General features: G+C 69.6%; 19 protein-coding genes and 1 tRNA gene. 7 read left to right on the top strand and 13 right to left on the bottom strand.

Annotated features, from left to right (window positions below; all coding sequences use genetic code 11):
* Nucleotides 1-56: 56 nt before the first annotated feature.
* From ABD882_RS11585 to ABD882_RS11565, 5 genes are read right to left on the bottom strand one after another with little or no spacing between them, the layout of a single operon-like run.
* On the bottom strand, nucleotides 57-1,523 hold the full coding sequence (locus ABD882_RS11585; protein WP_345187096.1) for a sulfatase family protein: 1,467 nt from the start codon (nucleotides 1,521-1,523) through the stop codon (nucleotides 57-59).
* Nucleotides 1,520-2,524, bottom strand: a complete 1,005-nt coding sequence (locus ABD882_RS11580) for an aliphatic sulfonate ABC transporter substrate-binding protein (RefSeq protein WP_345187094.1) — start codon at nucleotides 2,522-2,524, stop codon at nucleotides 1,520-1,522. Before ABD882_RS11580 ends, ABD882_RS11585 begins: the two co-directional genes overlap by 4 nt.
* A complete protein-coding gene (locus ABD882_RS11575; protein WP_345187092.1) occupies nucleotides 2,521-3,348 on the bottom strand; it encodes an ABC transporter ATP-binding protein in 828 nt (275 codons plus the stop codon). The genes ABD882_RS11580 and ABD882_RS11575 overlap by 4 nt, the downstream gene beginning before the upstream one ends.
* The gene (locus tag ABD882_RS11570; RefSeq protein ID WP_345187091.1) at nucleotides 3,345-4,169 is read right to left on the bottom strand and encodes an ABC transporter permease; all 825 of its coding nucleotides are present in this window, start codon (nucleotides 4,167-4,169) and stop codon (nucleotides 3,345-3,347) included. The genes ABD882_RS11575 and ABD882_RS11570 overlap by 4 nt, the downstream gene beginning before the upstream one ends.
* A complete protein-coding gene (locus ABD882_RS11565) occupies nucleotides 4,166-4,777 on the bottom strand; it encodes a PadR family transcriptional regulator (protein WP_345187089.1) in 612 nt (203 codons plus the stop codon). The genes ABD882_RS11570 and ABD882_RS11565 overlap by 4 nt, the downstream gene beginning before the upstream one ends.
* A 157-nt stretch (nucleotides 4,778-4,934) precedes the next feature.
* Between ABD882_RS11565 and ABD882_RS11560 the strand changes: the two genes are divergently transcribed.
* Nucleotides 4,935-5,567, top strand: a complete 633-nt coding sequence (locus ABD882_RS11560) for an SOS response-associated peptidase family protein (protein ID WP_345187087.1) — start codon at nucleotides 4,935-4,937, stop codon at nucleotides 5,565-5,567.
* Nucleotides 5,568-5,577: 10 nt separating this feature from the next.
* Here the strand turns inward: ABD882_RS11560 and ABD882_RS11555 are convergent.
* Nucleotides 5,578-5,650 (bottom strand) — tRNA-Thr (locus tag ABD882_RS11555).
* Between the two features lie 102 nt (nucleotides 5,651-5,752).
* Nucleotides 5,753-6,715 carry a DsbA family protein gene (locus tag ABD882_RS11550; protein ID WP_345187086.1) on the bottom strand — a complete coding sequence of 321 codons (963 nt, stop codon included), beginning with the start codon at nucleotides 6,713-6,715 and terminating at the stop codon, nucleotides 5,753-5,755.
* 319 nt (nucleotides 6,716-7,034) lie between these two features.
* On the opposite strand from ABD882_RS11550, the gene ABD882_RS11545 reads away from it, so the two are divergent.
* Together ABD882_RS11545 and ABD882_RS11540 are read left to right on the top strand one after the other, a co-directional pair.
* Nucleotides 7,035-8,138, top strand: coding sequence for an ABC transporter ATP-binding protein (locus ABD882_RS11545; RefSeq protein WP_345187084.1), 1,104 nt, complete (start codon nucleotides 7,035-7,037; stop codon nucleotides 8,136-8,138).
* A 102-nt stretch (nucleotides 8,139-8,240) separates the two neighbouring features.
* Nucleotides 8,241-9,545, top strand: a complete 1,305-nt coding sequence (locus tag ABD882_RS11540; protein ID WP_345187081.1) for a DUF4032 domain-containing protein — start codon at nucleotides 8,241-8,243, stop codon at nucleotides 9,543-9,545.
* A gap of 119 nt (nucleotides 9,546-9,664) precedes the next feature.
* Here ABD882_RS11540 and ABD882_RS11535 read toward each other — a convergent pair whose 3' ends face one another.
* The 5 genes from ABD882_RS11535 to ispD form a co-directional block, all read right to left on the bottom strand.
* The gene (locus tag ABD882_RS11535; RefSeq protein WP_345187080.1) at nucleotides 9,665-10,306 is read right to left on the bottom strand and encodes an NAD(P)-dependent oxidoreductase; all 642 of its coding nucleotides are present in this window, start codon (nucleotides 10,304-10,306) and stop codon (nucleotides 9,665-9,667) included.
* Between the two features lie 122 nt (nucleotides 10,307-10,428).
* Complete coding sequence (gene rlmB, locus ABD882_RS11530) at nucleotides 10,429-11,433, bottom strand: 23S rRNA (guanosine(2251)-2'-O)-methyltransferase RlmB (RefSeq protein WP_345187079.1); 1,005 nt, start codon at nucleotides 11,431-11,433, stop codon at nucleotides 10,429-10,431.
* Complete coding sequence (gene cysS, locus ABD882_RS11525) at nucleotides 11,426-12,838, bottom strand: cysteine--tRNA ligase (protein ID WP_345187077.1); 1,413 nt, start codon at nucleotides 12,836-12,838, stop codon at nucleotides 11,426-11,428. Before cysS ends, rlmB begins: the two co-directional genes overlap by 8 nt.
* Nucleotides 12,839-12,889: 51 nt before the next feature.
* A complete protein-coding gene (locus tag ABD882_RS11520) occupies nucleotides 12,890-13,867 on the bottom strand; it encodes a zinc-binding dehydrogenase (RefSeq protein ID WP_345187075.1) in 978 nt (325 codons plus the stop codon).
* A 112-nt stretch (nucleotides 13,868-13,979) separates the two neighbouring features.
* Nucleotides 13,980-15,161 carry a 2-C-methyl-D-erythritol 4-phosphate cytidylyltransferase gene (ispD, locus tag ABD882_RS11515; RefSeq protein ID WP_345187074.1) on the bottom strand — a complete coding sequence of 394 codons (1,182 nt, stop codon included), beginning with the start codon at nucleotides 15,159-15,161 and terminating at the stop codon, nucleotides 13,980-13,982.
* Nucleotides 15,162-15,257: 96 nt separating this feature from the next.
* Between ispD and ABD882_RS11510 the strand changes: the two genes are divergently transcribed.
* From ABD882_RS11510 to ABD882_RS11495, 4 genes are all read left to right on the top strand, one after another.
* Nucleotides 15,258-15,599, top strand: coding sequence for a PadR family transcriptional regulator (locus ABD882_RS11510; RefSeq protein ID WP_345187072.1), 342 nt, complete (start codon nucleotides 15,258-15,260; stop codon nucleotides 15,597-15,599).
* A gap of 4 nt (nucleotides 15,600-15,603) precedes the next feature.
* A complete protein-coding gene (locus ABD882_RS11505; protein ID WP_345187070.1) occupies nucleotides 15,604-16,488 on the top strand; it encodes a permease prefix domain 1-containing protein in 885 nt (294 codons plus the stop codon).
* Nucleotides 16,489-16,571: 83 nt separating this feature from the next.
* Nucleotides 16,572-17,600 (top strand): ABC transporter ATP-binding protein, encoded by a 1,029-nt coding sequence (locus ABD882_RS11500; protein ID WP_345187068.1) that lies wholly within the window; start codon nucleotides 16,572-16,574, stop codon nucleotides 17,598-17,600.
* On the top strand, nucleotides 17,597-18,418 hold the full coding sequence (locus ABD882_RS11495; RefSeq protein WP_345187066.1) for an ABC transporter permease: 822 nt from the start codon (nucleotides 17,597-17,599) through the stop codon (nucleotides 18,416-18,418). Before ABD882_RS11500 ends, ABD882_RS11495 begins: the two co-directional genes overlap by 4 nt.
* A gap of 79 nt (nucleotides 18,419-18,497) precedes the next feature.
* Here ABD882_RS11495 and ABD882_RS11490 read toward each other — a convergent pair whose 3' ends face one another.
* Complete coding sequence (locus ABD882_RS11490; protein WP_345187064.1) at nucleotides 18,498-18,980, bottom strand: CarD family transcriptional regulator; 483 nt, start codon at nucleotides 18,978-18,980, stop codon at nucleotides 18,498-18,500.
* Nucleotides 18,981-19,127: the final 147 nt, after the last annotated feature.

Raw genomic sequence — 19,127 nt, 5'->3', positions numbered from 1 at the left:
TCCGAGAATACCCGCGGCCGGGCGGGGCGACGTGCCGGCCGAGGCGCCGCCGCGCTTCACGAGAACTGCTGGAAGCCTTCCGCCCACTGCGGGTGCGGAGTACCCGGACCTTCATAAGGCCGGTCTCCGTAGTGCTCCTGCAGTCGCGCCAGCTCGGCCCGCAACTCGATCAGCACCTCGGCGTAAGTCGCATCGTCGATGACATTGCACAGCTCCGCCGGGTCGACGACAAGGTCGAACAGCTCCCATTCGATCGGATAGGTCTGCTCGCTCGATCCGGGCACACCCAGGCCGTCGTTGTAGTAACAGATCAGCTTGTGCGTCTTCGTGCGCACGCCGTAGTGGGCGGGCACGTGGTGGTTCGGATCGTCGTGCTCCCAGTACCGGTAGTACATCGATTCTGCCCAGCCGGACACCTGCTCCCCGCGCAGCAGCGGCGCAAAGCTCGTGCCCTGCGACGTCGGCAGAGCGTCGATCGCGGGGAAGCCGCAGAGTTCGAGCAGAGTCGCCGCGAAATCGATGTTGGTGACGATCTCGGCAACCCTGGCACCCGGGCGGATCCCCTCGGGCCACCGGAGCAGGACCGGCATCTGCAGGGACTGCTCGAACATCAGCCGCTTGTCGAACCAGCCGTGGTCTCCGAGGAAGAACCCCTGATCCGAGCAGTACACGACGATCGTGTTCTCCGTCTCGCCGGTCTCGTCGAGGCGGTCGAGAACGCGCGCGACGTTCTCATCGATCGAGTGGATGCACTGCAGATAGTTGCGCATGTACCGCTGGTACTTCCAGCTCGCGCGCTCCTCGCGTTTGTCCGCGCCGAGCAGCTCCTCCGGGACGATGTCCGGCACGTACTCCTCGGTGAGGTCGTCCGCGACCGACATCGTAGTCCGGGAGACCCAGGATCCGAGGGTCTCATGCTGATCGTGCAGGGTCGCCGGCTCCGGGATCGTCCCGACCGGGTACAGATCCTTGTGCTTCGGATCCGGCACCCACGGGGAGTGCGGCGCCTTGTGGTGCACGAACAGCGCGAACGGCTGATCGCCCTCACGACGATCGAGCCAGTCCAGCGACAGGTCGGTGACGATGTCGGTCGCATAGCCCGACATCGTCACCTCGCCGTCCGGTCCGATCATGCGCGGATCGTTGTACTCGCCCTGGCCGGGGAAGACCAGCCACTCGTCGAACCCGCGCGGGTGCGCGGACTCCGACTCGCCGAGGTGCCATTTCCCGAACAGCGCCGTCGCGTAGCCCTCGCCGTGCAGCACGTCGACGAACGTCGGCACCCGGTAGTCCATCTCGGTGAAGATGCCGGGCACCCCGTTGACGTGACTGTACGTGCCGGTGAGGATCGATGCGCGCGACGGCGTGCAGATGGAGTTCGTGCAGAACATCGCATCGAGCACCGCACCCTCGGTCGCAAGCCGATCGATGTTCGGTGTGGTGTTGACGACGCTGCCGTACGCGGAGATCGCGTGCGGGGCGTGGTCGTCGACCAGGATGAAGACCAGGTTGGGCCGAGTCATGCCTTCTTGTACTCCTCGAAGAGGATGTACGTGTGCGGGTCGACCGCCTTGTCGAGCTTCTTCATCCGGATGAACTCCGAGTTGAGGTTCTCGAACCATTTCGGCGCGATGCCGGAGTCCCACTTCTCGATGAGGTTCTTCGGCGGCTGGACGTCGACGTACGCGAATTCGCTCTTCACGCTCTCCAGCGGTGCCTTCAGGAACGTGGAGAGCAGCTGCGGGAGCTCCGACTTGTGCGCGGCGGCCCAGGTCATGGCTTCCTTGATCCCCGCCTGGTAGCGCTTCAGCATCTCGGGCTTGCTCGCGATGTCGTTGCCGGCGACGATCGAGGACGGGAAGGCGAGATCGGGGAAGTCCGCGGACTTCGCCACCTCGACCATGTCGGGCTTGTGCTGCTTGATCTGGTCGACGAACGGATACCAGATGGCGGCGGCGTCGATCTGACCGGCGGTGAAGGCGGCGATGGCCGTGGGGGCATCCATCGCGACCTTCTTGATGTCCGTGGCGGACATCCCAGCGTTGGCGAGCGCCAGACTCAGGAGCATGTCGCCGCTCGTGCCCTCCGGCACGCCGACGGTCTTGCCCTTCAAGTCCTTCATGGAGGTGATGCCCTTCTGGGCGATCACGCGATCCGCCGTGCCGAGGGCCTCGATCGCGACGATCTTCGCCTTGCCGCTCATCGGCAGCCACAGCGCGCCGGGGCCGATGAACCCGAAGTCGAGGTCGCCGGTGCCGAGCGCCTGGATCTGCAGCGGTCCGTTCGTGAACTGCTTGGCGGAGACGTCGAGCCCGTGCTTCTTCCAGATGCCCTGCTTCTCGGCGATCGCCTCGAGCATGGCGCCGTTGCCGTCGCCGTTGTAGCCGACGTTGACATGGATCGGCTGCGCAGAGCTGGCGGCGGAGCCGCCGCCGCCGGTCGATGAACCGCTGCAGGCGGTGAGGGAGACGAGGGCGACGGCGCCGACGAGTGCTGCGACGAGGCCGCGGTGGGAGAGCTTCATTGCTGTGATCCTTTCGAGATCGCGGGGTGCTGGTGGTAGACGGCGTTCCAGACCTCGTTGCGCAGCTCCGTGAACCGCGTCGAGAGCCGGATCTCCTCGGTCCGGGGATACGGGAGGTCGACGTCGATGATCCGGTGGATCCGTCCGGGGCGGGCGGCCATGACGATCACCCTGTTCGCGAGGTACACGGCCTCGTCGACGTCGTGCGTGATGAACATCACGGTGCGCTTCTCCTGCGCCCAGGTGTCCAGGAGCTGTTCCTGCATGCGGACGCGCGTGAGCGCGTCCAGCGCGCCGAACGGCTCATCCATGAGCAGGATCGAGGGGTTCACGGCATAGGCGCGCGCGATGGCGCACCGTTGCTTCATGCCGCCGGAGAGGTTCTTCGGCAGGGCATCGGCGAAGCCCTCCAGCCCGGTCAGGGCAAGCATGCGGTCACTGATCTCGCGACGCCGCGACTTCGGCATGTGCATGAGCTCGAGTCCGAATTCGACGTTCTGCCGCACGGTCAGCCATGGGAAGAGCGCATACTGCTGGAAGATCACGCCCCGCTCGGGGCCGGGGGCCGTCACGGGCTGACCGTCCACGCGCACGGTGCCGGCGGTCGGCGCGAGCAGGCCGGCGGCGGCGTTCATGGCCGTCGACTTGCCGCATCCGGAAGGCCCGACCACCGTGACGAACTCATTGGCGCCGATCGTCAGATCGAAGTCGTCGAGCGCCACGAACGGCTCGCCCTTGAGGTCGAAGACCGCGCGCACGTGATCGAAGTGGATCTTCGCCTCCGCGGGTGCGTCCGACGTCGGTGTGGAGTTCTGCATGGTCATCGCCTCTCCTGCCAGCTCGTGAGCTTCTTGTCCGCCCAGAGGATGATCCGGTCCATGAGGAGACCGAGCACCCCGATGGTGACCAGGCCGACGAAGATCGTCGGCAGGTCGTAGTAGATCTGCGCCTGCTGCATCCGGTACCCGATCCCTACCGAGGCTGCGATCAGTTCCGCGGCGACGAGGGTCGCCCACGCCGCACCGAGGCCCTGACGCAGCCCGACCATGATGAACGGGAGCGAGGCGGGAACGACGATGCGGCGGAAGATCGTGAAGTCCTTCGCGCCGAGCACGCGTCCCGCGTTGATGAGCGTCTTGTCGACGTTGAGCACGCCCTGGAACGTCGCGACGACAGAGACCAGGAACGCGGCCAGCGTGATGACGAAGATCTTCGGCACTTCGCCGATCCCCATCAGCACGATCGCCAGCGGGATGATCGCGAGCGGCGGGATCACGCGGAAGAACTGCGTCCAGGGCTCCATGATCGCGCGCGCCGACGTGTACCAGCCCATCAGGAAGCCGACGGGGATGGCCAGGCCGCTTCCGATCGCGAACCCGATCAGCACGCGCGTGAGGCTCGCGCCGATGTCGGGCAGAAGGGTGCCGTTCCCGATCAACTCGACGAACTTCGCGATGACCGCCGGCGGCCCGGGAAGCGTCGCCTGGTTCAGCAGTGAGAGGATCCACCAGATCGCGATGCCACCCACCACCGAGCACACGCTGAGCACGAGGACGGATCGGCTGCGCGCCTGACGTCGTGGGACGGTGAGAGCGCTCGTGCGTGAGCCGTCCGGAGACGGCGCTGTCGTGACGGGGTTGCTCATCGGATGGCCCCTTCCGGGCGAGGTCGTTCGGCGACGGGGTAGTGCTCTTGGGCGAGGATGTACGCGAGTTCGGCCTTCAGCGCCTCCAGCCACCCGATGTACAGCGAGGTCGACTGCCATCCGCGACTGTGCGAGATGAAGCCGAGCCGCGCGAGCCAGGCCGGGGAGATCTCCGGGATCGGATCCTGCGGGCTCGACTGATGGGGGCCTTCCTCGGCGGCGCGCTGAGCGATGCGGAAGTCGAGCTCTGTCTCCACGAGCCGCAGCGCCACGTCCGGTCCGAGCTGTCCGGCGAAGTTCAGGCGCACGATGAAGTCCGGCGCCATCGGGCGATCCGCGGGGGTGAACGGCTCGTGCGCCCAGGCGACCAGCGCCGCGCGCCCGTCGGAGGTGAGGCGGTAGAGCTTGGCATCCGGCCCCGTGGCGCTGTGCACCGTGGTCGCCTCTATCCAGCCCCGGTCCGCAAGATCGGCGAGTGCTCGGTAGATCGGCGTCATGCTCGGCTTGCGCCCGAGGAATTGCCCTTCGTTCTCGAGCCATCTCGAGAGTCCGTAGCCGCTCATCGGCTCGCGAGCGAGAACCCCGAGCAGCGGGTAGTCGGCTTTCACGATGACCCCTTCGTCCAATGACACTATGACCGTTCGGATATATATAAACGCACTTTGACCTCATTATCAAGCGGTTATGCGATGGTTATCTATAACCAAGTAGAACTATGGGCAAAGTGCTCGTATCCGTGTCGGCGCCGGGCTGTACCCTGCACGCATGTGTGCGAGCTACGGACTGGATCCGCGTTTCAGCGATCAGCAGCTCATCGAGGAGGCCGATGACCTCCTCCTGGAGGGGATCCGCGCGTGGGCGCGTCGCAACGCCGATGAGACGCTGCGTCCGACCGGGCGGAACCTGCGCAACCTCAACCCGATCGTGCTGCCCGGTGAGACGGCGCCGACGCTCGAGCTCGGCTGGTGGGGATATCTGATCGACGGCAGGCCGTCGCGCTTCCCCTCCATCAACACGCGATCGGAGCGCCTGCAGGAGCGGCCGGGCGGGCTGCGCGGCCGCGCGATCGTGCCCGCGACGCGCTGGTTCGAGATGCAGAAGCCGGCGGGTGTGTGGCACGAGTTCGGCCTCGCCGGCTCCCTCTTCGGCATGGCGGCGGTGACGCAGCGCGGTCGCACCGAGGACGGATCCTGGTTCACCTGCTACTCGATCGTGATGCAGCCCGCGCCCGAGCGTCTGGCCGGGATCCACGACCGCTCGCCGGTGTTGATCCCTCCGGCCTTCGCCGCCGACTGGCTGGCGGGAGCGGCGACGAGCGACCTCATGACCGAGGCGCTGCTGGCGTCGTCCGACGCGACCGGTGGGGTGGTGGCCACGGCGATGCCGAGCGCGCCGTGAACGAGAACAGAGCCTCCTGCCGGACTCGAACCGGCCACCTGCGGTTTACAAGGCCGCTGCTCTACCAGATGAGCTAAGGAGGCGAGGAGTGGCCCGAGGGCCGCTCCCAGCGTAGCAATCCCGAGCCGCGCCTCCGTGCGCGCGGAGGCGGACGCGGAGGCGGATCCTGCGCCGGGCGATGCCGGTCAGGGTGTCGGCGTGACCGTCGGCGTCGGGATCGCGGTGGGGGCCGGAGTGCCGTAGTAGGCGTCGCTGGCGACGGAGAGCACGAACTGCGAGAACTCGGCGGCGTCGGTGAGCGAGCCGGCGTACGCCTGGCCGTTGACCACGATCGTGGGGGCGCCGGTCAGCACGAGCTTCTTCGATCCCGGCAGCGGTCCCTCCGCAGCCCGCGACGTGGCATCCTTGACCCAGGAGGCGTAGGTCGTCCCGGCGATGCAGTCCTTCAGGGCCTTCGCGTCCTTCACGCCGCTCGAGGTGGCGAGGTCGGCGAGCTCCGCGTCGGTCTTGCCGTCGCTGTCGAGCTTGGGCTGGTCGGTGAGCAGCGCGTGGTTGTACGCGTAGAACGCGTCGGGCTGCAGGGAGGCGACGCATGCGGCCGCGGAAGCGGCGCGCAGGGAGTACTTGGTGCCGTTGGAGTTCGCCGTCAGCAGCGCGACCGGGTGATAGGTGACCGTCGCCGCGTCCTGTTCGACCCAGGTGGCGAGCTGCTTCGCGTTCGCGCGCTCGAACTCGCCCGCGCCCGGCGAGAGGTAGTCGACGTAGATGTGGACGTCGACGGATCCGGCCGTGGCGGTGGGCGACGGCGTCGGCGACGCGGGCGCGGTCGGCGTTCCTGCCGTGCTGGGCGTCGGGGAGGCGGTCGGTGCGGACGCCTTCCGCGCCTCGGCCAGATCGGCCTTGGTCACGACGACACCGTCGTCGTGCAGGTTCGAAGGAGTCGTCGACGGCTTCGACACGGCAGCGCCGACCGCCCAGGCGACGGCACCGCCGGCGGCGCCGACGACGACGATCGCGATCACGCCGATGATCACGCGACGGAGGATCCGGGCGCGGGACTGCTGGGCGCTGACCTGCTGGGCTTTCTCCCTCACGGCCGCACGGGAGTGCGGCTGCGTGGGGACGTTCGGCGTTTCGTCGCTCGACATCGTTCCTCTTGATTCCCGGGGACGGGCATCCCCTGAGCGCCACGGCGAGTACGCGCAGCGCGGCACGGTTCGATGCTAGTCAGGCAGGCTGAGAAATGCCCAGACGGGCGCTGGCCGGATCCTGCGAACCGCCACGCATCGCCGGAGGGCGGGCGTCCGTCAAGGGGCGGGCCCGGGAAAGCGCTTCACCGTCGCTGTGGACGCCCCCCAGTCGGGCATGTCATACTGATCCCGGCCCGATGAAGGGCCACGGCGGCTCACCCCGTCGCTTCCTCACAACGGATCGTCCGGCACGTACCTGCCGGTGAAGGAGAAGACAATGGCAACTGTGACCTTTGACGAAGCCACCCGGCTCTACCCGGGAGGCACGCGCCCCGCGGTCGACAAGCTGAACATCGAGATCGCCGATGGCGAGTTCCTGGTTCTGGTCGGCCCCTCCGGTTGCGGAAAGTCGACGTCCCTGCGCATGCTGGCCGGCCTCGAAGAGGTCAACGACGGCCGCATCCTGATCGGCGACCGCGACGTGACCGACGTCCCGCCGAAGGACCGTGACATCGCGATGGTGTTCCAGAACTACGCGCTGTACCCGCACATGACCGTCGCCGAGAACATGGGCTTCGCGCTCAAGATCGCCGGCATCGGCAAGGACGAGCGCGCCCAGCGCGTCCTCGAGGCCGCGAAGCTGCTCGACCTGGAGCCGTACCTCACCCGCAAGCCGAAGGCGCTCTCCGGTGGTCAGCGTCAGCGCGTCGCCATGGGCCGCGCGATCGTCCGCCAGCCGCAGGTGTTCCTCATGGACGAGCCGCTGTCGAACCTCGACGCCAAGCTCCGCGTGCAGACCCGCACCCAGATCGCGTCGCTGCAGCGTCGCCTGGGCGTCACCACGGTCTACGTCACCCACGACCAGACCGAGGCCCTGACCATGGGCGACCGCATCGCGGTGCTCAAGGACGGTCTGCTCCAGCAGGTCGGCAGCCCGCGCGACCTGTACGAGAACCCGAGCAACGTCTTCGTCGCCGGCTTCATCGGATCCCCCGCGATGAACCTGTTCACCGCGGACCTCGCCGACGGCGGTGTGCACTTCGGCACCGAGGTCGTCCCGCTCGACCGCGACACCGTCGGCCGCGCCAACGGCTCGCAGGTCACCGTGGGCGTGCGCCCCGAGGACATCACCGTCGGCCCCGCAGACGGCAAGGGCCTCTCGGTCACGGTCGACCTCGTCGAGGAGCTCGGCGCCGACGGCTACCTCTACGGCCACACCGACATCGGCGGCAAGCGCGCCGACCTCGTCGCGCGCGTCGACGGCCGCAACCACCCGAACGCGGGCGAGACCGTCACGCTGGCCGCCAACCCCGGCCACGCGCACGCCTTCGACCTCGAGACGGGCGAGCGCCTGAACGCGAAGCCGATCTCGGTTTCCTGATCCCACCGGATCCGGATCACGCGATCCGATCCAGCGACGCGGCGCGGGGGTTCTCCCTCGTGCCGCGTCGTCGTCTCCCCCGCCGGCCACCCAGGAGCATCGATGAAGGACGCGCTGACCATCACCGCGAGCGCGGTGGATCCCGCACTGCTCTCCCTGCCGTGGTCGCAGCCGCTGGCCAAGTGGCCGTCGAACGTGATCGTGTCGCTGCCGAAGGGACTCTCCCGGCACCTGGTGCGGTTCGCCGATCTGTCCGGATCCGTCGTCGCCGTCAAGGAGACCACGGCGGAGATGGCCCGGCGCGAGTACGAGATGCTCGGCAACCTGGCCCGCCTGGACGTGCCCTGCGTGTCCCGGGTGGCGGTGATCGCCGGCCGGGTGGATGAGCGCGGCGAGGATCTGCCGGCAGCTCTGGTCACCTCGCACCTGCGCTTCTCCATGCCGTACCGCGCGCTGTTCACGCGCGTGCTGCGGCCCGACACGGCGACCCGTCTCGTCGACGCCCTCGCGCTGCTGCTGGTGCGGCTGCACAACGTCGGCTTCTACTGGGGCGACGTGTCGCTGTCGAACGCACTGTTCCGTCGCGATGCGGGGGCATTCGCCGCCTATCTCGTCGACGCCGAGACGGGCGAGCTGCACGAAACCGGCCTCACCGACGGGCAGCGCGCCTACGACCTGGATCTGGCCCGCACGAACATCGCCGGCGAGATCATGGACCTCGCCGCGGGCGGACGCCTGGAGCACGGCGTCGATGCCGTGGCGATCGCCGACGGGATCGTGTCGTCCTACCGATCCCTGTGGGCGGCGCTCACGGAGCACGAATCCTTCGCGGCCGGGGAGGCATGGCGGATCACGGAGCGGGTCGAGAAGCTCAACGCGCTCGGCTTCGACATCGGCGAGATGTCGATCCAGACCACTGCGGGCGGGACGCGCGTGGAGATCGAGCCCAAGGTCGTCGACGCGGGGCACCACCAGCGTCGGCTGATCCGGCTGACCGGGCTCGACGTCGAGGAGAACCAGGCCAGGAGGCTGCTGAACGATCTCGACGAGTTCCGCGCCCGCTCCACGAAGCACTGGGCCGACGAGGAGATGTACGCGCACGAGTGGCTCACCCGCGTGTTCGAGCCGGTGATCCGCGCGATCCCGTACGACCTGCGCGCCAAGCTCGAGCCGGCAGAGGTCTTCCATCAGGTGCTCGAGCACCGCTGGTACATGTCTCAGAGCGAGGACCGCTCGGTCCCGCTCGCCGAGGTGCTCACCTCGTACATCAACGACGTGCTGCGGCACCGCCGCGACGAGGCCACGATCATGGGCCCGCCCACCGAGACCATGTCGCTGCCCGTGATCACCGGATCCGTCCCCCTCAACGACGAGGATCCCGACGTCGACTGGCGCGACCTCGTCTGAGCCCCCTTTACCCGCGAGACGGCATCTGGGCGGCGAGACTGCGCCCACGGGCTGCAGTCTCGCCGCGGAGATGCAGTCTCGCGGTCACGGACGGATCTCGGGGGGGAGGGGGGGACGGGTCAGTAGCCGACGGTGAAGCGTTCGCGGCGGTGCTGCGCGTTCTCGATCTCGTCGACGACCGCGACGGCGTAGTCGGCGCCGGAGATGTAGGACTTGCCGTCGGCGTCCTCGACGACGACGTCGCCGCCGTCGCGGTAGGCGCCCGTGCGCTCGCCGGGCACCCAGGCGCCGAACTCCTTCGGCGGGTGCACGTAGAACCAGTCGAGGTCGTCTGCGGAATCCTGCAGGATCTCGAGCGCGTCGATCCCGAACTTTGCCTCGTGGCGGTATTCCTCCGGCACGCCCAGGTCCCACAGGCGCGGGCCGCCCGGGGCACTGAGGCTGCCCATCGCGCCGCCGACGACACCGAGCCGCGTCGGCGTGCCGGTCAGCGCGTCCGTGAGCGCGCGCACCGCATCCAGGCCGGAATCCGTCATGTCGCCGCGGGGGGAGATCGCCGACACGACCGCGTCGGCGCCGTCGAAGCTCTCCGCGAGGGACGCCGCGTCCAGGACGTTCCCCTGCACGTACTCGACGCCGTCGATCCGGTTCTCCGGCTCCTTGCGAGACACCGAGACGACCTCGTGCCCGCGCGAGGCGGCCTCCGCGGCGATGTGACCGCCGGCATAGCCGGTGCCTCCGATGACGATGATGCGAGCCATGCGCGTTCCTTCCGTTCCTTGACTGGGTACGGGAGGTGCAAGGATCCTGCGGGCGCGGCTATTCCGCATCCGCAGGATCCGGCGTCATCGTGCGCTCGGAAGCCAGCCCGGTGCGCTGTCGGTCAGCCCTTCGCGGCGCGAACCGTGGAGACCTGGTACAGCGCCACCGACGCCGCGATCCCGGCGTTCAGCGACTCGGTGGCGGCGTTGATCGGGATCGAGACGATCTGGTCGCAGGTCTCGGTGACCAGGCGCGACAGCCCCTTGCCCTCGGAACCGACGACGATCACCACAGGACGATCCGCGAGCTCCAGCGCGGGGAGGGAGACCTCGCCGCCGCCGTCCAGCCCCAGCACGAACACGCCCTGCTTCTTGAACTCGGAGAGCTGGCGGGTGAGGTTCGAAGCGAGCGCCACGGGAATGCGCGCGGCGGCGCCCGCGCTCGTCTTCCAGGCGGCCGAGTTCACACTCGCCGAACGGCGCTGCGGCAGGATCACGCCGTGCCCGCCGAACGCGCCGGTGGAGCGGATGATCGCCCCGAGGTTGCGCGGATCGGTGATGCCGTCCAGCGCCACGAACAGCGGAATCTCACCGCGGTCGATCACCTGCTCGAGCAGGTCCTGCGGGTGCGCGTACTCGTACGGCGGGACCTTGAGGGCGACGCCCTGGTGCACGCCGTCGAAGCCGGCCATGCGGTCGAGCTCCTGACGGGTGACCTCGAGCACGGGGATGTCCCGGTGCCGGGCGATCGCCAGCATCTCCTTGACGCGGTCGTCCATCTCCACGCGCTGGGCGATGTAGAGCGTGGTCGCGGGGATCTTCGTGCGCAGCGCCTCGAGCACCGAGTTGCGCCCGGTGACGGTCTCGGTGTCGGTCGAGGTCGCCGACGACGGCCCCCGTCGACCCGAGGTGCCGTTCTGCGGCTTCTGCCCGGGACGGCCCTTGCCGCCGGCCGCGGCGTAGCGCTCCTGAGCGGCCTTGCGCTTGCCGGCGACGTGCCAGGACCGATCCTCGGCCTTCGGGGTGTTGCCCCGTCCCTCGAGGGCCTTGCGGCCGTTGCCGCCTGTGCCCTTCAGGGCGCCCTTCTTCTTGCTGTTGCCCGCTCCGGGGCGGCTCGGCTTAGCCATCGATGCTCCAATGAGTTCCGTCTGGAGAATCCTCCAGGGTGATGCCGGCCGCCGAGATCGCATCGCGGATGCGGTCGGCGGCGGGCCAGTCCTTGTCGGCGCGCGCCTGGGCGCGCTGCGTGATCATCGCCTGGACAAGGGCGTCCAGGACGGTGGTGGTCTTCGTGTCGGATCCGGTCGCGCGCCATTCCGGCGCGAGCGGATTGATGCCGAGGACATCGGTCATCGCCTCGACGGCGCTCCGCGCGGAGCGGCCCTCGTCCGCGTCACCGCGGTCGAGGGCCGCGTTGCCGGCCCGGACGGTCTCGTGGAGCACCGCGAGCGCCTGCGGCACGCCGAGATCGTCGTCCATCGCGCTCGCGAAAGCAGCGGGAAGGGACGGATCCGGCATCGATCCTTCGCTCTCGACGGCTCGTTCCGCACGTTCCAGGAACGTCCGGATCCGCCCGAGCGCGGCTTCCGCCTCCGTCCACGACGCCTCGGACAGATCGAGGCTGGAGCGGTAGTGCGCGGCGGCGAGCGCATAACGGACCACGAGCGGGTCGTGCCGCGCGAGCACGTCGGCGGCGAGGGTGAAGTTGCCCAGCGACTTGGACATCTTCTGCCCGTTCACGGTGACCAGGCCGTTGTGCATCCAGTACCGGGCGAAGCCGTCACCGGCCGCGGTGGACTGGGCCAGCTCGTTCTCGTGATGCGGGAAGCGCAGGTCGAGCCCGCCCCCGTGGATGTCGAACTCCGCGCCGAGATAGCGCCGCGCCATGGCCGAGCACTCGATGTGCCAGCCGGGCCGCCCCGCGCCCCAGGACGAATCCCAGGTCGCGTCGGCCGGCTCGCCGGGCTTGGCACCCTTCCACAGCGCGAAGTCCTGCGGGCTGCGTTTGCCGCGCGGATCGGCGTCCTCCGCCGCCTCCATCGCGTCGAGGGACTGGCGGGTGAGCTCGCCGTAGGCCGGCCAGGAGCGCACGTCGAAGTAGACGTCGCCGGATCCGTCCTCAGCCGGGTAGGCATGACCCCGCTCGACGAGTCGCGCGATGAGCTCCTGCATCTGCGGGATCGAGGCGGTCGCGCGCGGTTCGTAGGTCGGCGGAAGGATCCCGACCGCCGCGTACGCGGCCGAGAACTCCTGCTCCATACGATAGGCGAGCGCCCACCAGGTCTCGGCGTCGGTCTCGTTCGCGAGGATCTTGTCGTCGATGTCGGTGACGTTGCGCACGAACGTGACCCGTTCGTACCGGCGCTGCAGCCAGCGCCGCAGCAGGTCGAAGCTCAGCGCCGCGCGCACGTGCCCGATGTGCGGGCCGGACTGCACGGTGGGTCCGCACACGTAGATCGTCACGTTCGAGGGGTCGAGCGGGACGAAGTCGCGCTGTTCCTGTGCGCGTGAGTCGTGGAGCCGGATCGTCACCGCTCAAGACTACCGGGGCGGTGCTCCGAGAACACCGAGGTCCGGGACCCCTCAGGGTCGCAGCAGGATCTTGCCCTCGCGCCCGGCGCGCAGGTTGCCCTCCGAGGCCTCCGCGACGCGATCGAACGGCAGCACGGCCGCGACCGGGAGGGTGAGCACGCCGTCGCGCAGCCGCTGCAGCAGCTCTCCGGACAGCACGCCGCGCTGCTCGGCCGGCATGGCCGCCGCGACCTTGGATCCCCAGAAGCCGCGCACCACGAGCTGCTTGAAGATGACGTCGCCCGAGGAGATCTGCATCGTGGCCGACTGCATCGCGCCGAAGACGACCATCAGGCCGCCCTCGCCGAGCATCGTGGCGATCTGGCCGCTGGCCTCGCCGCCGACCGAGTCGATGCCGGCACGGATCGACGCCCCGCCGGTGAGGGCGCGCACCTGATCCTGCCAGTCCGCGGCGTCGGTCGCCACGACGTTCTCGACACCCTGCGCGGCGAGCTCGGCGATCCCCTCGGCGCGGCGCACCAGACTGACCGCATGCACGCCGCGGGCGGCGGCCAGCTGGGCGACCATGCGGCCGACCGCGCCGTTCCCGGCGTTCTGGATCATCCAGTCCCCCGGCGCCAGGCCGAGCGAGTCGAGCACGCTGATCGCGCTGAACGGCATCGATCCGAGCTGCGCTGCCTGCTCGTCCGGGATGTCGTCGGGCACCGGGATGAGTCCGGCGGCCGAAGCCAGCACGTACTCGGACCAGGCGCCGAACGCGCCGGCGACCGTGACCCGGCGGCCCAGGAGCGCCTCGTCGACGCCGTCGCCCACGGCGTCGATCACGCCGACGGCCTCCGTGCCGGAGCGGGCGGGCAGCTCGGGCTTGTAGCCGTACAGGCCGCGCACCGTGAGCAGGTCATGGTTGTGCACGGTCGCGAGCAGCACCCTCAGCCGCACCTGACCGGGTCCCGGCGCGGGCAGCGGCACCTCCTGGACCGACAGGACCTCGGCGGGATCTCCGAAGGAGGAGTGGACGAGTGCGCGCATGACATGGCCTCTCTACGACGACTGATCAACGCGGCGGGTGGCCGCTCAGATCAGCGTAAGCATGTGCCGGGCCGGACGGATCCGGATCCGGAGGATCCCTACGGTTGCCGGTTCAGCTGTGCGCGATCGCGTGCACGAGAGCCACAGCCGTGACCGCGATCCCCTCGCCCCGGCCGGGGAAGCCCAGGCCGTCGGTGGTCGTGGCGGACACCGCGACCGGAGCGCCGCCGAGGGCTGCAGACAGCGCCTTCTCGGCCTCGGCGCGGCGGGGGCTGAACCGCGGGCGGTTGCCCTGGAACTGCACCGAGACGTTGCCGATCGCGAAACCGGCGTCAGCGAGGATCGCGGCGGTGCGGGCGAGGAACACGTCGCCGTGCGCGCCCGCGTACTCGGGGTGCGCCGTGCCGAAATGCTGCCCGATGTCGCCGAGTCCGGCGGCCCCCAGCAGCGCGTCCACGATCGCGTGGACGACGGCGTCGCCGTCGGAGTGCCCCTCCAGCGCCGGCTCTCCCGGCCAGTCCAGACCGGCGAGGCGGAGCGTCCCTCCGCTCGCGAACGCGTGCACGTCGGTGCCGATGCCGATGCGGGGAACGACGGACTCTGCGGCGGAGAGGATCATGCGGGCGCGCTCCAGGTCGTGCGGCGTGGTGATCTTGAAGGCCTCGTCGGATCCGGTGACGAAGCGCACCGCTCCCCCGGCCGCGGCGAAGAGGGCGGCATCGTCGGTGTACTCGACGCCCTGCCGGTCCGCCTCCGCATACGCGGCGACGAGTTCGGTGCGCAGGAACCCCTGCGGGGTCTGCGCGGCGACGAGTTCCGAGCGATCCACCGGAGCCAGCACTTGACCGCCCTGCACGCGCTTGAGCGTGTCGACCACCCCCAGCGCGGGGATCACGCCGACGCCGGGCTCGACGGCGGCGGCCACTGCGGCGAACTGGGCGGCAGGGGTGAGCGCGCGCGCGGCGTCGTGCACGAGGACGATGTCGACGTCGTCCGGGATCGCGGCGAGCCCGGCCGCCACGGACCGCTGACGCGTCTCGCCGCCGTGCACCACGCGTGCACCGCGCGCCGCGGCCATCCGCACGGCCTCCTCGGCGAATCCGACCGGCACCACGATGACGACCCGTGCGGGCTCGGCGGCGTACACGGCGTCGAGCGCGTGCTGCAGGATCGCGCGACCGTCGATGTCGACGAAGGCCTTGGGTGCCCCCGCCGCGAGGCGCGTGCCGGATCCGGCGGCCACGACGATCACGGCGACGCGGGCCGGAGGCGGGGGTGAGGGGACGGCGGTCACGCTCTCACGTTAGCGCCAGCCCCGCGCTCCCCGGTTCCGGAGAATCTCGAATTGATACTTGCGTGAACCAATACTTGATCTGATACAGTACTTGACATGAACGATGACGCCTTCTCCGCGGACCTCCTGCGGGGGCACACCGACACGATCGTGCTCGGGATGCTGCGCACAGGAGATCGCTACGGCTTCGAGATCTACAAGGCGATCCGGGACGCCACCGGAGGCGACCACGAGATCAAGGAGGCCACCCTGTACGCGACCTACCGGCGTCTCGAGAAGGACGGCCTCGCGGAATCGTACTGGGGCGACGAGACCCAGGGCGGCCGTCGCAAGTACTACCGGATCACCGACGCAGGCCGCGCGGTGTACCGGCGCAATGTGGCGGCGTGGATCGCCACCCGCCGCGTGATCGACACGCTTCTGGACGCGAAGGACTGAGGACATGAACACGGACATCCACCGCCTCCTGGACGAGGCCTTCGCCGGGATCGAGATGACCCCGGCCGCACAGGACCTGAAGGAGGAGATCCGCGCGAACCTCGCCGCCCAGGTCGAGGAGTTGGTCGCCGCGGGCGCGTCCCCTCACGATGCGGCACGCAGGGCAGTCGCCGAGCTCGGCGATGTGCGCGCCCTGCTGGAGGAGGACGCCCCCGCGCCGGCCGAGGGCTGGGAGGCGCTCAGCGCCCGCAACCGGGTTCGTCCCGGTCCCTGGTTCGTGGTGCGCACGGTGCTGCTGAGCCTGCTCGCCTTCGCCGGGCTGATCGGAATCGCGCTCGTGATCCTGCTGACCCACCCCGCGTCTCCCGTCGCGGTCGCCGCCCTTGGTGCCGTGGTCGCACTCGCCCTCGGTGTCGTCACGGCCGATGCGCTCCTGCAGGAGACCACGGCGAACCACCCGCTGCCGTCGCCGCGCGCGATCGGATTCGGCCTGGCCACGGGCGGCACCCTGCTCGCCCTCGGCTTCGGCGGAGCCTTCGCGCTCGCTCCGGGGCAGCTGTGGCTGGTGATCCTCGCGGCGGCGCTGCTGGTCGCGGCGATCGCGCTGTTCTCTTATCTCGGCGCGACGCAGACGAACCGGCACAAGGCCTGGCTGCGCGGGGCCGCGACGCACATGCCGCCGAACCGCTTCGAGACGGATCCGGAATCGGCCGCGCGCTTCGGCATCTACACGGCGGTCCTCTGGTTCGTCACCCTCGCCGTCATGGTCGTGCTCGTGTTCACCGCGGGCTGGTGGTGGGCGCCGGTGGCGTTCGTCGGCGGATTCGCCGCGATGATGCTGCTCCTGGCCCGCATGCTCTACGCACCGCGCGACGGCGACCGCCGCTGACCGGTCCGGCGGATCCGGGACGATCCTGATCCGCCCTCCCCCACACGCAGAAGAAGACCCTCAGAACGGAAGGGATGCTTGTCATGCCCGCACAACCTCATACCCCGGACGACGCCATCGTCGTCGACGATCTCGTGAAGGAGTACCGCAGCCGCGGCCGCAGGCCCGCAGTCCGCGCCCTCGACGGCCTCAGCTTCACCGTCCCGGCCGGACGCGTGTTCGGCTTGCTCGGCCCGAACGGCGCCGGCAAGTCGACCACGACCAAGATCCTCACCACCCTGTCCCGGCCGACGTCCGGCCGGGCCCGCGTGGCCGGGCACGACGTGTCGACGGGCGCCGGCGCGGTGCGCGCCGCGATCGGGTACGTCTCGCAGGGCACGGGGACGGATCCGAACCTCACCGCGACGGAGAACCTCGAGATCGCCGGCCGCATGCGCGGCCTCGGCAGCGCCGAGGCCAGATCCCGCACCGCGCGACTGCTCGCCGAGTTCGGGCTCGCCGACGCGGCCCGGCGCCCTGTCCGCACCTTCTCCGGAGGCATGCGCCGGCGCCTCGACGTCGCGACGGCGCTCGTGCACCGCCCGCAGGTGATCTTCCTCGACGAGCCGACGACGGGCCTCGATCCCGAGGCGCGCGCGGCCATGTGGGCCGAGATCCGACGGCTGTCGGGCGAGGAGGCGCTCACGGTCGTGCTCACCACGCACTACATGGAGGAGGCCGATCGCCTCGCGGATGAGCTGCTCCTGGTCAACCGCGGGCAGGCGGTCGCGCAGGGCACGCCGGAACAGCTCAAGGCGGCGCTGCACGGCGACGCCGTGCGCGTCACCCTCATCGAGCCCGACCCGATCGCGGTGCGCGCCGCGGTGTCGGTCGTGCCCGGCCTTCGCGACGTGCTCGTCGAGGCCGCGGGCGTCGACGGTCTGCTCGTCGCCCGCACCGACGACGCGGCCTCCGCGGTCGGCGCGGTCATCGCCGCCCTCGACGGCGCCGCGATCCGCTACGGGCAGGTCGCCGCGTCCCACCCCACCCTCGACGACGTGTACCTGCATTTCGTCGGCCACTCGTTCGGCGACGCTCCCGCGCCCGCCCTCACGGAAGGAGTCGCGGCATGAACGCGATCGCCCTCTCCCCGTCTCCCGCCATCGCCGTCCCCGCCCGGCCCGGCTGGTTCACGCAGACCGGCCAGGTGCTGCGGCGCTGGTCGATCGTCTCGATCCGCCAGGCGTGGGGTCCGGTGATGAGCCTCATCCAGCCGGTCATCTGGATCCTGCTGTTCGGCCAGGTGTTCCGCACGCTGGGATCGCTGCCGCAGTTCGGCGGGCACGGGTACATCGACTACCTCGTGCCGGGGATCCTGATGATGACGGTGCTGTACTCCGGCGCCTGGGCCGGCACCGGCTACATCGACGACATCGCGTCCGGCGTGATGGATCAGTACCTCACCTCGCCGCTGCAGCGGTCGGCGATCATCGCGGGACAGCTGCTGCAGCAGCTCGCGATCACCGTGCTGCAGTCGCTCGTGGTGCTCGGGATCGGCTGGCTCGGCGGAGCGCGCTACCCCGGCGGTGCTGGCGGCATGCTGGTCGCGCTGGGCGTGGCCACGCTGCTCGCGACCGTGTTCTGCTGCGCCTCGACGGCCGTCGCGCTCATCGCGCGCAGCCAGATCGCGCTGATCAGCCTGTCCCAGCTGATCGTGCTTCCGGCGACGTTCCTGTCGACCACGATGATGCCGGCGACCGCGATGCCGGAGTGGGTGCAGAACGTGGCCCGGTGGAACCCGATGACCTGGGCCGTCGAGCTCGGGCGCGGGGGTCTCGGCAACGCCTACCCCGACGCCGGATGGTGGCAGGTGGGAGGCCTCGCCCTGCTGGCCGCGCTCGCGTTCGCCTGGGCGCTGCGGGCGATCCACTCCTACCAGCGCTCGATCTGAGCGACACGCAGGATCCGTCCCCCGCAGGCGCGAAGAAGGGGTGGCTGCCCGACGGCAGCCACCCCTTCTTCAGCAGAACTCAGGAGGCGAGAACCTCGTCGAGCATCACGCCGGCCTTCTCCTCGTCGGTCTTCTCCGCGAGCGCGAGCTCGGAGGTGAGGATCTGACGGGCCTTGGCCAGCATGCGCTTCTCCCCTGCGGAGAGTCCCCGGTCCTGATCCCGACGCCACAGGTCGCGGACGACCTCGCTCACCTTGATCACATCGCCCGAGGCGAGCTTCTCGAGGTTCGCCTTGTAGCGGCGCGACCAGTTGGTCGGCTCCTCTGTGAACGGGGCGCGAAGCACCTCGAACACCCGGTCCAAGCCCTCCTGGCCGATCACGTCGCGCACGCCGACCAGGTCGACGTTCTCCGCAGGCACCTCGATGATGAGGTCTCCCTGCGTGACGTTCAGCTTCAGATATCTCTTGGTCTCACCCTTGATCACGCGGTCCTTGACCTCGATGATCGTCGCGGCGCCGTGGTGCGGATAGACCACGGTCTCGCCAACCTCAAAAAGCATAAAGTCGTGTCCTTTCGGCAACCTCCAGGATACCACAGCGGGCATGCGCTAAGGTTCGCGCCCCGGGCACCGTGCACCTCCTCTCCCCCGCATGTCAGGACTGCCGCGCGCCCGGCGGCGGCGATCCTCTGGCCGTGGGCACGTGCC

Origin of the sequence: Microbacterium panaciterrae (assembly GCF_039541635.1) — a bacterium.
GTDB classification, from domain to species: domain Bacteria; phylum Actinomycetota; class Actinomycetes; order Actinomycetales; family Microbacteriaceae; genus Microbacterium; species Microbacterium panaciterrae.
The sequence above is the reverse complement of the archived record's forward strand: the minus strand, read 5'-3'. Positions and strand labels throughout refer to the sequence as shown.

Bases quoted from the DNA above. Each gene is read 5' to 3' on its own strand.
- ABD882_RS11585 (WP_345187096.1), bottom strand. From the start codon at position 1,523: ATGACTCGGCCCAACCTGGTCTTCATCCTGGTCGACGACCACGCCCCG.
- ABD882_RS11580 (WP_345187094.1), bottom strand. From the start codon at position 2,524: ATGAAGCTCTCCCACCGCGGCCTCGTCGCAGCACTCGTCGGCGCCGTC.
- ABD882_RS11575 (WP_345187092.1), bottom strand. From the start codon at position 3,348: ATGACCATGCAGAACTCCACACCGACGTCGGACGCACCCGCGGAGGCG.
- ABD882_RS11570 (WP_345187091.1), bottom strand. From the start codon at position 4,169: ATGAGCAACCCCGTCACGACAGCGCCGTCTCCGGACGGCTCACGCACG.
- ABD882_RS11560 (WP_345187087.1), top strand. From the start codon at position 4,935: ATGTGTGCGAGCTACGGACTGGATCCGCGTTTCAGCGATCAGCAGCTC.
- ABD882_RS11550 (WP_345187086.1), bottom strand. From the start codon at position 6,715: ATGTCGAGCGACGAAACGCCGAACGTCCCCACGCAGCCGCACTCCCGT.
- ABD882_RS11545 (WP_345187084.1), top strand. From the start codon at position 7,035: ATGGCAACTGTGACCTTTGACGAAGCCACCCGGCTCTACCCGGGAGGC.
- ABD882_RS11540 (WP_345187081.1), top strand. From the start codon at position 8,241: ATGAAGGACGCGCTGACCATCACCGCGAGCGCGGTGGATCCCGCACTG.
- ABD882_RS11535 (WP_345187080.1), bottom strand. From the start codon at position 10,306: ATGGCTCGCATCATCGTCATCGGAGGCACCGGCTATGCCGGCGGTCAC.
- rlmB (WP_345187079.1), bottom strand. From the start codon at position 11,433: ATGGCTAAGCCGAGCCGCCCCGGAGCGGGCAACAGCAAGAAGAAGGGC.
- ABD882_RS11520 (WP_345187075.1), bottom strand. From the start codon at position 13,867: ATGCGCGCACTCGTCCACTCCTCCTTCGGAGATCCCGCCGAGGTCCTG.
- ABD882_RS11510 (WP_345187072.1), top strand. From the start codon at position 15,258: ATGAACGATGACGCCTTCTCCGCGGACCTCCTGCGGGGGCACACCGAC.
- ABD882_RS11505 (WP_345187070.1), top strand. From the start codon at position 15,604: ATGAACACGGACATCCACCGCCTCCTGGACGAGGCCTTCGCCGGGATC.
- ABD882_RS11500 (WP_345187068.1), top strand. From the start codon at position 16,572: ATGCCCGCACAACCTCATACCCCGGACGACGCCATCGTCGTCGACGAT.
- ABD882_RS11495 (WP_345187066.1), top strand. From the start codon at position 17,597: ATGAACGCGATCGCCCTCTCCCCGTCTCCCGCCATCGCCGTCCCCGCC.
- ABD882_RS11490 (WP_345187064.1), bottom strand. From the start codon at position 18,980: ATGCTTTTTGAGGTTGGCGAGACCGTGGTCTATCCGCACCACGGCGCC.